Genomic DNA, 13,050 nt, shown 5'->3' on the forward strand with positions numbered 1-13,050 from the left:
ACTTCTGCCAACGGGGGTATAACATGAACGAGTCGGAACTGGTCAATGCGATTCGCGAGGAGGCTAGAGATGTCAAACAGTGCTTCACCTCGTTCACCTTTCAGGGAATACTCTTTGCGAGCGCCGTATTCGGATTCATAATCAAATTCCAGCCGAAGCAGCCACTCGTCGGCATAGCAAGCGTCCTCGTCGTCTTCATCCTACTGACGATCGGCAGGATTGGAACATACAAATATGGAACTGCAAACCGCAACGCGGGCTACGAACTTCACCTGTATCGAACCTTCCGCCTAGCTCCTGGAAGTGGTCGGGGCTGGCGGACCACGATGCGCGAAATCGGATGGGAAGAGGCTATGCGAGCCTGGCGTGTAGTGCAGGGGACCGTTTTCGAAGAACTCTACGACACCGGTTCGCTCCGTCCGAACCGGTTGCGGCGTGAATACCGTGAACTGCCGAAAGAGGAGCGGTGGTTTGAACCGCGAGCTTTGGCGGAAAGCGGGGGCGCGACCTATTACCCGGGCAGCTATCTGCGCACGATGTTGAGCATCATTTATATCATGATCGCTGCTGCCTTTGTTCCGTTCTATTGGATGACGGTGCAATATCATCAGCGGGGTGATAACGCAGCCGCTTTGGCGTCACTGTTGATGAATGTAGGAATCTCTATTTTGGCGCTGGTTCGGTGCCTTCATCTGAACGTCCGGCTTGGAGCTCTAGAGCAGGGATTACTATCTATCCATTCATGCTCAATAGTATGGCAGGCGGTGATCGTTGCGCACTTTCGCGCGCTTGATGAATTGAAATCCCGCGGCGATGATCGGCTCGTGTCTTATCGGGGATATACCGCCGCTCTGGGCCGCCAAGCGACAGATTTGAAGCGTCACGTGCTGAGGATCCACCAATGGATTGAAGGACCCATTGCCGCGACGACGGCACAGAACGCTACCTTTTCGTGATTTGCTCGTTTGCCGCGGCCATGATGCTACGATCCTGGAGGGTCGCGAGTGGTCACAGCTACAGACTTACGACAGAGAAGGCCGATGTCCCTCGTCCGAGTCACAATAGTCGTCCCGGTTCGGTCAGTCCGCGTCGTCTCTGCAACCGTGTCTGGGAAAATGCTTCCCCTCTCGACCATTTTGGTACGATGGGTGCGCTGCCGCGAATTGGGCCGGTAGGTGTCCGCCGTGCGCCGGCGGAAGATGATGCCCTGTGAACCGTCCTGCGTCTTCCCGAGGACGTCACTGCTCTGGTTGTCGGTGGCGACGGCCACTCGCCTTGGCGAGATCAGCCCTTCGGTATCCATCGTCACCTCGGCTACCATCTCTCCACTGCGGCGGTTCCGCACGACGGCAACCTTGTCGGTGAAGACAATGCCGCGCTGCTCGATTTCGGTTTCCAGGGCGAACGGGAGCTGGTCGCGGAGCGCACCGACGGCGCCTTTGATGAGCAGCGCGTCGTGCTTGCACTCGGGGCAGCGGCGGGGCAACTGGTAGCCGTTCTTCTTGCAGAAGATCTGGGTACCGGCCGAGATCACAAAGGTGTTGCCGCAGTCGGCGCACGAGACGCTCTGTGGCGCGACAGATTGCCAGCATTCCTTGTGGAAGCGCGGCGGCTTCTCCCATCCGCGATGGATGCGGAGAGTACGGTCGCACAGTTCGCACATCGTTTCCTTCCAGGCGCACTCCTTGTGGTACTCGGGGACTCGGTTCCAGTCGCGGTTCACGGGGATTGCGTGGCCGCAGTGCTTACACTCCACCTCGTACCACTTGGCGGCCATCGCCACCCGACATTCCTTGTGAACCCGCGGCGGGTAATCCCAAGCGCGGTGTATCCGCATCGGCTCGCCGCAGATCTCGCAGTCGCGCTCGTACCAGGCGCACTCCGAGTGGTAGTCGGGAATCTGATCCCAGTCGCGGCAGACCCGCATTGTGCCGCCGCATTTTGCACACTCCTTCTCGTACCATCGGTCGGCAATGGCCTGACGGCAGTCGCGGCAATACTTCAGTTCGTGCTCCCACTCACGGCAGGCACGGAACGCGGCGCCGCATTGGCTGCACGCGATGTCGTACCAGAGGGCGGCGCGGCGCTCGCGACACGCTTTGCAGAACCGCGGCGGCCGATCCCAATCCTCGCAGATATGGAGGTCGTCGCCGCAGTCGTCGCAGGAGGTGGTGTACCACTGGGCCATCCGAGTGTTTGCCTCATCTACTCGCGCATCCGGCTAAGGCACTGCCCACCGCCGCGACCAGTTCATCAACGGTCACAGAGCCACTCCCGTCACGGTCGACTGCCGCACACTGCGCGCTCCTGCGGTCTAAGGCCATGCCGACGGATAGGACAAGCTCTCCGATTGTGACTCGCCCGTCGCCGTTACAATCGCCGATACAGGGAGTTATGGGAGGAGTCTCTGTTGGGCGGATCGTCGGAGTGGCGGTCGAGTCGGGCGTCGATGAGGGCCGCGCGGTGTTCGTCGGAATGGCAGTTGACGTCGCTGATGGCGTTCGGGTCGCGGGTGGCGTATCGGTAGCGGTCGGGGTCGGTGTGGCGTAACCGAACTCAAACGCTCCGATGTCCACGGCTGTTCCGAAGGGACGCATGTGTCCTTCGAGGTCGTCTGCGGGCGCGTTCTCTGAGGTGCCCGCGTCAATACAGGGAGAGTCCGGCATGAGTGAGTAGTCCTGACCGGTCGGATTCTGGAAACGTGGGTCGGCGCTGAAGTTGCCGCCGCCATCAGTGAACCGCCCAAATGTCGTACCCACGTTAGACCGGGAGATCGTCACCTCCGCCAGATTGCCATCGCTATAGAAATCATCACCGTCGTTGCCAAAGAGGATACTGTTGGTAATGACAGCCGACGTCTGTCCGGCCGAGGAGACGAAGAATGCCGCAGCCCCGCGGTTTCCCGTGACGGTATTGTTCACGAAACGCAGCTCTCCGGTTCCCTGGTCATAGACACGCAACGCATCCATCTCGTTGTCCGCCACCAGATTGTTGGTGAAGAATGCGGTGAGAGTTCCGGTGTTTTCGACCTGCAGGCCTCCATAGTTCTGAACAGCCGCATTGGCGGCGACGACTAGGTTCATCGTTCCATGGTTCGACACCCGTGCCACTGGCCCGAAATTGCCGCGCAGGCTGTTTTGACGAAGAAGTACAGACGCGCGGCCCGAGCTGTTCAGAGTGACTGCCGGTGCCCCGGGGAGCCCAAGCACCTCTGGCCTGCCAGCTCCGATGATGGAGCTATCCTCAAGCTCGACAGTCATCTCCGAATCGGAATCGGCGTCGCTATAGAGCGCGGTATTGGCGAAATCTAACACGCCTGGTCCCATGATCCCGATCGCGCGGCTATTGAGGAACGCCAGGCGAATTCGAGCTCCGTTGACCCCACTCACCCATGCGCCAATCCCTCCGACCGGCACGTGGAGAAGCGCGTCAGTCATTTCGACATCCAAATGGCCCCGGATGGCGTAGCCGCACAGTTCCTGTGTGCCAGTACGGTCGGCCGAACGTATTTCGTCGCTCGACGATTGAAACCGCACCGTTGCTGATTCGGCGACCGGGTTCAGGAACATCTCGCTTCCGCAGTTGCCGCGGGTGTTCAGCTCGAAATGATTGTTCCGGGAGGTCACCGTTATCGTGGCCTCGGTATCCGCGTTCACCGCCAAGCCCCCGCCGCTGCGTGTCGCCTCGTTCTGCGTGAACAGGTTGCCGTCAAGAAGAAGGGTCACCGCAGATGAACTCTCCGCAACGGCGGAAAGACCACCACCGTAGTCTGCCAGATTGTCGGTGATCACGTTTCCGCGGAGAACCACATTGACCACGGTGCCGCTCCGAGCGTCGACCAAGACGCCGCCGCCACTCGAGGGCTGTTCCGGAGAGCGAGCCGCTTGGCCATTGCGCAGCGTGAATCCCTGAATGGTCACCGAGGCGCCGTCTGTGATTGAGACCACGCTATCGCTGCCCTGGGCGTCTATCAGGGTCGCGTCGGGCCCATCGGTACTCTGCAGGATGAGTGTGCGCCCGCGCAGTGCGAGCGTCTCCCGGTAACTGCCAGGCTTTACGCGGATGGTGGTGTCGTCCGCCGCAGCGTCGATGGCGGATTGGATGGTGGGGAACTCCGTGGGAACCGTTACGGCCGGGCCGGGTGAAGCAGGCGCGGTATTCACTACGACGACGAGCTGAACGGCAATGCTGGCCCACAGCCGGACGACAAGCGGCATCTTCATGCTCCCTCCATGCGCGAGCGAACACGGACGGTGATCCTATCTGTGAGTCAGAGAGGTACCGCGTTTCCTTATTACTGGCAAGGACGAGTCTGTTTGGTAGACAGTCCTGGCGAGGTGTCACTGTTTCACCGCCTGTGGCCGCGCGCCCTCTGGTTCCCCGATCATGGTGGCTGACCGAGGCTCATGAGGAGGGCGGCGATGGACGAGCGGGAACTATTGGGGAAGCGGATTCAGGAGCTACGGTTGGCGCGGCGCATCTCTCAGGAAGCACTTGCCGAACGAATGGGCGTGAACGCCAAGTACCTCGGGTTCATCGAGCAGGGCCGGGCGAACCCGACGCTGGAAGTTCTCTTCAACGTCGCCCGTTCTCTTAAGGTCGAACCTGTCGACCTCTTCAACTACGCGTGGCTGAAGCTCTCAGACGCCGAAATGCGTCGAAAAATCAAGGCACTTGCCGACCGGACGCAAGGCGAGCGGCTGCGGGAGATGCTGGCTTTGCTGAAATCGCGCGAGGCGTAATCGTCTCGCATCGTATCGACGGATCCGGGCCTCCTGTCGGCTTGATTACACGCTCGAAGCGCCGCCCTCGAGCGTACGACGACGGCACCGAGCACCGCGCGCAGCAAACGTCGCCCCCCGCGAGCAAGCAGTCCTCCTCCTGCCCCGATTGACCTTGGAAGGGGGCGCAAAAAATGGTATCGCGCATTAGCGATACTGGTTTTTATGCCAAGAGCCGCAAACAGGAACGTTGTCGGAGCGGATGGGTTCGAGTTGCGAGAGGTCACTCGCCTCACGGAACTCTCGCCGGGAATGGTAGACTACCTCTGTCGAATGGACATGGTGGTACCTCGGGGCCGCCGCGATCGCGGTAAGGGTCGACGGCGGCGATACACGTTCGCAGATCTGGTTCTGTTGCGGGTTCTTGGGCAGCTGCTGAAGTGCGGGGTAACAGTGGCCCGGCTCCGAAAAGCAATTCGCGCTCTGCGGGAGGAACACGACTTCGGTGACCCAAGGTCACTACCCGCGCAGACCCTGATCACGGATGGCAGAACGATTTACCTCAAGAGCGGCACTACGCTCGAAGATCTCACCGCAGATGGACAATACGCGCTGGCATTTGTCCGGATCGAGTTAGTCTCAACAGATCTCCAGAAAACGATTGACGGCACCACACGCGCACGGAAGCGCACGCCCACAATAGCGCGCCCACGAGCGAGAGCGGCAGGTGCTGGTCAAAGTATCCGCACTGGGCCCTGAGGTGCTGTCAGCCTTCGCGTAAGGATGTATAATTAAACAGATGTTTTATCAACAATGCCAAAGGCCAACTGCCATAATTCAAGTAGCTATTGGTCGGTTTCTTTTTGGCCAAATCGCTTGCACTAACGTTTTAGTGCCTTTGGGCGATATCGAGGGACTGCCATGATTACGGCGACGGTTTCAGGAAGCTTTCATCGACACCTGCACGCGATCGAATCGGCGGTGCTCGAACTGACGGCTTTAGGGGTCCGCGTGCTTTCTCCGGCAGATCCCAGAATCGTTGGCGCGAACGGGGAATTTCTTTTCGTTGCCAGCGATCGAGTTCGGTCAGTACGGCTGGTGCAGGATCGACATCTACAGGCGATCGAGGCATCGGGTTTTCTCTGGCTGGTCGACCCGGACGGATACGTTGGCCAATCGGCATCGCTTGAGATTGGATTCGCGATCGCGCGCGGCATTCCGGTACTGAGCACGACCCTGCCGTCCGACTTGACATTGCGCCAGTATGTGCACCAGGTATCCAGCGCACGCGCAGCACTCTCGATCGGCCGAGTCGCGTCGCCGACGTATCGGCGACAGCCGAATGGGTTCCTTATCGATCCACACGCGAGCATCGAACAGGCCCATGAAAGCCTGGAGCGCCTCTCCGATCATTTCGATACCGCGCGGCGAGACCATTCGTATGACCCCGCCCACGATATAGAGCTAGAGTTTGGACTCCTCGCGGGATTTCTTCGTCGTTCGCCGGATGATGCTGAGCCATGGAGCTAGGTTTTGCCGCGCTCGAGGAGCTGAGGCGGTTCGTTGCTGAGATTCTTAAAGGACAGTCCGGCTCCCTAAGGCGGTACTTCAATCCCGACATACACGGGTTTCAGCACACCGGCGGCGAAAATAAGACCTCCCCGTCCATCGCCAGTACCGGCACCTGTGTGGTTGCGTTGCTGGCCACCGGGCGTTGGAACGACAAGGAGGCACCGTGGCACGACGACGCCCCCGAACTCGCTGCCGCGATACTCTCAAAAGAGTGGACCAGTGCGGCGTTGGCCGCCAACAACGTGTTTAGCGTTGCATGGGTGCTTGAGACCATCACCGCCTTGGAGAATGCCGGGATAGACCTGCGCCTTGACGGAAAAGCCAAGCAACGGATCAGTCAAGCTGAGGAGATCCTCGTCGCTTCATTGGAGGATGGAAGTGCCGCAATCGAAGATTACCCCGCGTCAGCTTACGTAACGCAGCTGGCGGTCCGTGTGCTTGTGCGCCGCCAGAAGCTTGAGAACGCCGACCGCGTCCGGGAATGGGCACTTACCCAAATAACCATGCAAATCGCGCTGATTCTGAGTAAGAGCAGCGCATTGGATGTGTATACGCTCGCGTATGCGACAATTCTTTTTGCAGCACTCTCTGAGCCTGCGAAGGTTTCGCCGCAGGAAAAGCGTATTGTAGATACTGCCATTGAGCAGCTCTTTGCGTCCCAACTTCCAGATGGAAGCTGGCCACGAAGTCGGCCGTTGTTTCACTATCCGAGGGCGGGTAACGCCTACTGCTTTGAATACGAAATGCTAGTACAACTGCTCGAGACGTCGGCGTTGCAGGAAAACCTGTTGCGCCATATGCATTCCCTCAGAGACGCTGCATATGCACTTACCCGGAGCGCATTCCAGCTCGACGACGATCTCAACCGAGGGTGGGCTTCCGGCCATCATCCAAACTTAAAGGGACCGGAGTCATGGTCCACCGCATCGGTCTTCCACTTCCTATACTCGCTTGATCGTCTGATCGCGGAAGCAGTTCGGCGAGCGACCTTCACCTATTTGGATCGCGTCTACACCCAACCATCTAGGCCGAAGCCGACTTTCGCCGATTTCGCCCCACTTCTGTGGGATTCGGAGGTAACCTTCCCGGATGCGCACACGGAATCGCTTAAGAAAACTCTCTTCGAGCGTTTCGTCGAGCCTATAGCGCGAGGTGCCACAGAGGTCGAACTGGGCCGGCCACTGCCGAAAGGCACGAAGATGTCAGCCATATTGTTTGGCCCACCTGGAACATCCAAGACCCAGTTAGCTAAGCATATTTCTGAGTTTTTGGGCTGGCCACTTCTTGAGGTAGACCCGTCTCATTTGGTTCGCGAGGGAATGGATAGGATCCAAAAGGAAGCGAATGCGCTATTCAGCATGATTGAGGCTGCGGAGCGTGTAGTCGTGTTTTTGGACGAATTTGATGAAATGGTGCGGGACCGTTCGGTCGCTGGATCAGAGGCGGAGTCCCGCTTCCTCACAACGGCTATGCTGCCAAAGCTTAGCAGGATCAATGATCGGCGACGCGTGGTCTTTCTCCTGGCGACGAACTATATCGATAACTTCGATTTTGCGATCAGTCGTCCTGGGCGATTTGACGTTATTCTTCAGGTGATGCCGCCCACGACGAGCGAGAAGATGGCGAACCACAAGGATGTGGCGGACAAGCTACGGGGTCTCGGCATAAACTTGGGTACCGGTATCCATGATAAGTTGGCGGAGTTGACATTTGGTGAGTTCGAACGTCTCGCGGCGGACATACGATTGGCCTCTGACCAACAAGCGGCAATCGCAGCTATAGAGTTGGCGCACGCGCAGTGTACTCTACAGCGACATTTGGGTGGGTCTTCTCCTCCAGCCGGCGACGAAACGTGGGCGGAACGATCAAAGGCTCAGCATAGATACGTCCGGAGCTGAGAGTGCGTGCGGCAGAGGATTATTTGATTTCCAGGGATGTCGTACTCGGACGCATCATTCAGGCTTCTACCGATCGTTGGAACCCCGATCGCACAGAGGACCCGATGTGGGGCTTGGTCCGCATCGTGATCGCTCAGCAGATATCGACAAGCGCGGCAACAACTATCGCGCAGAGAGTTGCCCGGGCATATCCGGAGCTTCTCAGCGGTGATCGACCGCGAGAAGGAATGAGAAGGTCCCGCTTGCGGAAATGCGGGCTTTCCCCGCGAAAGGCGCATTGCTGTTGTCAGCTCGTCCAGCGCATGACTGCGGAGGACTTTTCAACAGGATCTGACGACGCCATGGACGCATTGAGCGGCGTGAGGGGCATCGGTCCGTGGACGAGAGACATGTTTCAGATATTGGTGTTACGAAAGCCCGATGTACTGCCACTGGGCGACGCGGGCCTGCTGCGCGCTGTTCGAGTACACTACGGTACTGAAATCGCCCTGCACACCTTGGCGGAAGCCTGGCGACCCTTCCGATCTGTAGCGTGTTGGTACCTCTGGCGTTCCCTCGGTAACGTGCCCCTCGGCTGACGGGTTTAGTTACAAACACCATGCGCCGGCGGTTAGCGTCGGCAGAGAAAGCGGAAGCTCGGATACTTTGACGTGGATCCTTTTCATCGGAAATAGAAAACGCCCAACTCAAGAGTGGTTGGGCGTGGACTTCACCAGTACCCGTCGTCGACGAAGGAGACGTAGCGCCCTTTGCCGATCACTACATGGTCAAGGACGTGCACGCCGATGAGGTCGCCGACTTCACGCAGCCGGCGGGTGATGTCGAGGTCCTCCCGGCTTGGCGTGGGATCTCCAGACGGGTGGTTGTGAACGAAGATTACCGCAGCCGCGGCGTCGCGGACGATGCGCGAGTAGACGTCCCGCGGATGGACGATCGACGCGGTTAGTGATCCCTGACCTACGACAGTGTCGCGGATCTTCCTGTGTTTGTTGTCAAGGAGCACGGCGATGAAGAACTCTACCGGCTCCGCAGCAAGCCGCTCGCGGTAGTGAGCATAGACATCGTACGCGCCCTTAAAGGGTTGGCCCGCCAGCCACTCGGTTTCGCCGTAACGCTTGGCGAGTTCAAATAGGGCGCCGAGCTTGAGCACGGCACGTTTGCGCATGCCAGCTTCGCGCCAGTCGAGCGGGTGCGCAGCTGCTAGGCGGCGGAGATCACCATACTCGGCGAGCAGGCGTTCGAACCCTACTCGGGCCGGATCTCCGAGGATCGTTGCAAGTAGCTCGGCATCGCTCATGGCTGAGCACTCACCGAGCGATCTCGTTCGCCGCCGCGAGTGCACCGTGTCTTCGCTGTCTCTGACGACGTCGCCATCGTGAGGTGGTTCTGCGGAGTCCATCAGCGGCACTCCTTCAATGACTTCGGCGTCCAGTAGAGATCGCGTTCGACGCGTAGACCTCCGGGACCGCGGATCGCTTCCAACTCGTCGAGCGAAAAGTATCCCAGCTCGCGTTCGTGGCCGACGACGACGCCGAAGAACAGCCGCTCGTTGGGATCGTACTCCGAGGCGTACCAAGTCCAGCTCGTCCAGGGTGTGAAGAACTTAACCAGGGCCGGCGCTTCTTCGCCGCACTCCTCCTGGCTGTAGAGCTGCGGCACGGTTGCCGCGAGCTCGGGTGGAAGAAGTTCCATGTGGGACCTCCGTCTCCGGTGCGCGAGGGAGTGAGTTCCCTCCGGGAAACCGCTGGTGGCGGGCTCCCCGAGAGATGTCAGTCCGGGAGGCGGAAGGTTCTGGCGGAGAACGGTGGCGACGGCACGCCGTCCACCATGAGCTTCAGGTAGATGTGCCGGTTCGGGAGGTTGATCATGTCGAGCGCCGAGAAGGTCGGCCCGAACTCCTGGGCGAGCAGGTCGGCATCCTCCGGCCCGACGCGGAAGCTCATGATGGTTCCGGCGTTGCCGAGGATCGCTTCCCTGACCAGCGGATCAAGCTGCGCCAGGTACTGGTGCGCGAGCACGAGGCCAACGCCGTACTTCCTGAGTTCCGATAGCATGCCGGCGAGGCTCAACGTGGTGAACGCGTGGAATTCGTCCAAGTAGACGAAGAAGTCGCGGCGGTCGTCTTCGGCAACATCGCTCCGGCTCATGGCCGCAACTCCCAAGCTCGTCACGATGAGCGCGCCGAGGAGCGTCGCCGTATCCTCGCCGATTCTTCCCTTGGCGAGATTGACGAGCAGGATCTTCCCGTCATCCATGATCCGCCGGAGATCGAGCATCCGCTCGGCCCTGGTGAGAATGCGGTGGAGGAGCGGATTGGCGAGAAAGGCGCCGACTTTGTTCTGGATCGGAGCGATCGCTTCGAGCCGGAACTTTGCCGGGTACTTCTCGTACTCCTTGAGCCAGAAGGCTCGGACCGGCTGGCTGCGCACTGCGGTCATCGCATGCCGTCGGTAGTCGTCGTCTGAGAGCAACCGCATAGCATCGGCAATCGTGGCGTGGGGTTGGTCGAGGAGCGCCAGGAAGGTATTCCGCACGATGTGCTCAAGGCGCGGGCCCCACGAGTCAGACCAGAGTTTTTTCATCACTTCGAGGAGTCCTGAGGCGGCAAGGGGTCGCTTGACGATCGGCACGCCAGCCAACGGGTTAACGCCGTAGGGCTGCGTAGGATCGGGCGCATCGAGGTAAACGAGATCGCCACGTCGATGTGCGGGCAAATGGCGTACGATCCGCTCGACGAGATCGCCGTGTGGATCGAGAACCGCCAAGCCTTGGCCGTGCGCGGCGTCCTGACGGATGAGTGTTTCAAGCAGGGACGACTTCCCGGTGCCGGTCTGCCCGATCACATACATATGGAACCGCCGGTCGGCGGTCTTGATGCCAAAGAGCTGATTCGAGTCGCGGAAGTCGGTGCGGCCGATGAAGGTGAGGCGGTCGTGCGGAATCATCCCTCATCGTCGCCGGCGTCGCTGGTGCCAGAAAGACGGAGCCCTTTGTCGTGCGCGGCAACTCGCTCCGTCTTTGCCCCGTTCCTCCCTCGCTTACCGTGGAAGACAGTCCTTTGAACGGACGGATTCCACAACCCAGAGGAGGAAATGGAGATGATCCATGACGAAGCACGGGATGAGCGCGCCCATAACGCCGCGCTCGTAATCGCGGGGACCGCTGATGGTTTCCGCGTCCATGCTCCGGCAGAGCCGAGGAAGATCTACCTCGTCTCGGGCGTGCCAGAGGAGCTGCAGTGCAACTGTCCAGAGTTCGGGCTGCACCGCCGAGAACCCGGCTGGCGATGCCGGCACATTCTGGCTGTCCACGACCGCTTCTTCGGCGGCAGCGGTGCCGATCACGATCCGCATGCTGCGCGCGAGCGGGCTGCGATCCAGGACGAAGGAAGTCCGCAGAACGGCAACGGCACGCGTCCGCCAGGGGGCGCCGCCCAGATGCTCTTGAAGCGGAGTGCCAGCCCCGACGGACGGATCGACTCTTTGTCGGTCGAGTTCTCGTGTCCGGTCGACGACGTCCCATCAGGAACGATTCAAACGACGGCCCGGCGCATGCTCCAGCTCCAAGCGGCCATCATCAGCGAGTTCGTGAAGTCGCCGATGGAGCCAACGAACGGCTCTCAACCTGGGAACGGAACGCATCGGAACGGCTCGCGCAACGATCCGGTCCCGGCGCGTCTCCTCGCGATCGGCGGCATGCCCGGCAAGTGGGGCCGGCGACTCTTCATCACCGTCGATGTTGACGGCGAGACCACCCGCATCTTCGGCAACCGCAAGCAGCTCGGCGACGCCCTCGTCGCTGCCGGACACGCCGCCCTCGTGAGAAACATCGCCGAGGGCGTGAGCCTCAATGTTGGCTGCCGCGTCGTGGCCAAGCCTACCGATGACGGCCGCTATCTGAACATCGTCGAGGTGCATCCGGCAGAGGAGCGTCGCCAATGACGCTGGCCACTGATGACGTTGTCCCTTCGAGGCGCGCCGAGGCACTGCCCTATCTCTCGCACTCGCGGGTCGCGAAGTACCTGCACTGCCCGGAGCAGTACCGACTCTACTACGTGAAGGGACTTCGCCGCCGCATTCCGGATGCGAGCTTGGTCTTCGGGCAGGTGGTCCACCAGGCGCTTGCCGGCCTCTTCCAGAATGGTGAGGACCCGGTGGATGCTTTCACCAAGCTCTGGACGGAAGTGGAGAGCGCCGATCTCGTCTACGGCGTGCGCGAATCATGGGCCAAGCTGAAGGACATCGGACGTACTTGCCTCCAGAGGTTTGTCGACGAGGAACTGCCCAAGCTCCAGGACGTGACTGCGAGCGAGAAGCCGTTCCGCCTCATGGTCACGAGTCTCTGTCTGCCCTTCGTCGGTGTGATCGACCTCACCGCTCGCCTGAACCAGAAGCGAACCGTAATCGACTTCAAGACCGCGGCCTCAGGCTACCAGGAGCACGAAGCCACACTATCGGATCAGCTAACCGCCTACCAGCTTGCTGAGCCCGAGGCCGAGCAGAGCGCGCTCTGCGTGTTCGTGAAGACCAAGGAGCCGCGGATCGACTGGCTCGTCTCGGAGCGCCAGCCCGACCAGGTCCTCGAATACGTGGAGAAGGTGGAAATCATCGCCCAAGCGATCAGCGCCGGCTTCTTCTACAAGCGACCCGGTCGCTGGTGCAGCTACTGCGATTTCCTGCCGCTCTGTCTGGGCGACCAGGCGAAGGTCGAGGAGACCCTGGTCCAGGTTGCTCCTCGCCCGTGAAACACCACGAGCCAGTTGGCGAAACGCCGCCTGGCTCTTTTTTGTGGGATACAGGGCAGGGTCGCCAGCTCACAGTCCCTCGCTCCTGGAGAAGGATCGGTCCGTCGTGGTATTC

The 13,050-nt window shown here is 60.2% G+C and carries 12 protein-coding genes; 7 read left to right on the top strand and 5 right to left on the bottom strand.

Annotation, left to right across the window (positions count from 1 at the left end):
• Positions 1-23: 23 nt before the first annotated feature.
• Positions 24-956: a hypothetical protein gene (locus KF840_07165; protein MBX3024672.1), complete on the top strand. Its 933-nt coding sequence runs from the start codon at positions 24-26 to the stop codon at positions 954-956.
• A gap of 26 nt (positions 957-982) precedes the next feature.
• Here the strand turns inward: KF840_07165 and KF840_07170 are convergent, their stop codons facing one another.
• Positions 983-2,188, bottom strand: coding sequence for a zinc-ribbon domain containing protein (locus KF840_07170; protein MBX3024673.1), 1,206 nt, complete (start codon positions 2,186-2,188; stop codon positions 983-985).
• 13 nt (positions 2,189-2,201) lie between these two features.
• Positions 2,202-4,223, bottom strand: coding sequence for a hypothetical protein (locus KF840_07175; GenBank protein ID MBX3024674.1), 2,022 nt, complete (start codon positions 4,221-4,223; stop codon positions 2,202-2,204).
• A gap of 198 nt (positions 4,224-4,421) precedes the next feature.
• Here KF840_07175 and KF840_07180 point away from each other — a divergent pair, with 198 nt between their 5' ends.
• The 4 genes from KF840_07180 (at position 4,422) to KF840_07195 (ending at position 8,191) form a co-directional block, all read left to right on the top strand.
• Positions 4,422-4,742, top strand: a complete 321-nt coding sequence (locus KF840_07180; GenBank protein MBX3024675.1) for a helix-turn-helix transcriptional regulator — start codon at positions 4,422-4,424, stop codon at positions 4,740-4,742.
• Between the two features lie 291 nt (positions 4,743-5,033).
• Complete coding sequence (locus tag KF840_07185; protein ID MBX3024676.1) at positions 5,034-5,480, top strand: MerR family transcriptional regulator; 447 nt, start codon at positions 5,034-5,036, stop codon at positions 5,478-5,480.
• 162 nt (positions 5,481-5,642) lie between these two features.
• Positions 5,643-6,251 carry a hypothetical protein gene (locus KF840_07190; GenBank protein ID MBX3024677.1) on the top strand — a complete coding sequence of 203 codons (609 nt, stop codon included), beginning with the start codon at positions 5,643-5,645 and terminating at the stop codon, positions 6,249-6,251.
• Positions 6,242-8,191 (top strand): ATP-binding protein, encoded by a 1,950-nt coding sequence (locus KF840_07195; GenBank protein MBX3024678.1) that lies wholly within the window; start codon positions 6,242-6,244, stop codon positions 8,189-8,191. Before KF840_07190 ends, KF840_07195 begins: the two co-directional genes overlap by 10 nt.
• 709 nt (positions 8,192-8,900) lie before the next feature.
• Here KF840_07195 and radC read toward each other — a convergent pair.
• The 3 genes from radC to KF840_07210 form a co-directional block, all read right to left on the bottom strand.
• Positions 8,901-9,488 carry a DNA repair protein RadC gene (gene radC, locus KF840_07200; protein MBX3024679.1) on the bottom strand — a complete coding sequence of 196 codons (588 nt, stop codon included), beginning with the start codon at positions 9,486-9,488 and terminating at the stop codon, positions 8,901-8,903.
• A 101-nt stretch (positions 9,489-9,589) separates the two neighbouring features.
• On the bottom strand, positions 9,590-9,883 hold the full coding sequence (locus tag KF840_07205) for a DUF2958 domain-containing protein (protein ID MBX3024680.1): 294 nt from the start codon (positions 9,881-9,883) through the stop codon (positions 9,590-9,592).
• Between the two features lie 77 nt (positions 9,884-9,960).
• Positions 9,961-11,136 (bottom strand): type IV secretion system DNA-binding domain-containing protein, encoded by a 1,176-nt coding sequence (locus tag KF840_07210; protein ID MBX3024681.1) that lies wholly within the window; start codon positions 11,134-11,136, stop codon positions 9,961-9,963.
• Positions 11,137-11,289: 153 nt separating this feature from the next.
• On the opposite strand from KF840_07210, the gene KF840_07215 reads away from it, so the two are divergent.
• The gene (locus tag KF840_07215; protein MBX3024682.1) at positions 11,290-12,132 is read left to right on the top strand and encodes an SWIM zinc finger family protein; all 843 of its coding nucleotides are present in this window, start codon (positions 11,290-11,292) and stop codon (positions 12,130-12,132) included.
• The gene (locus KF840_07220) at positions 12,129-12,935 is read left to right on the top strand and encodes a PD-(D/E)XK nuclease family protein (GenBank protein MBX3024683.1); all 807 of its coding nucleotides are present in this window, start codon (positions 12,129-12,131) and stop codon (positions 12,933-12,935) included. The genes KF840_07215 and KF840_07220 overlap by 4 nt, the downstream gene beginning before the upstream one ends.
• Positions 12,936-13,050: the final 115 nt, after the last annotated feature.

The sequence above is a fragment of the bacterium genome (assembly GCA_019637795.1).
Classification (GTDB): Bacteria; Desulfobacterota; Binatia; order HRBIN30; family CADEER01; genus JAHBUY01.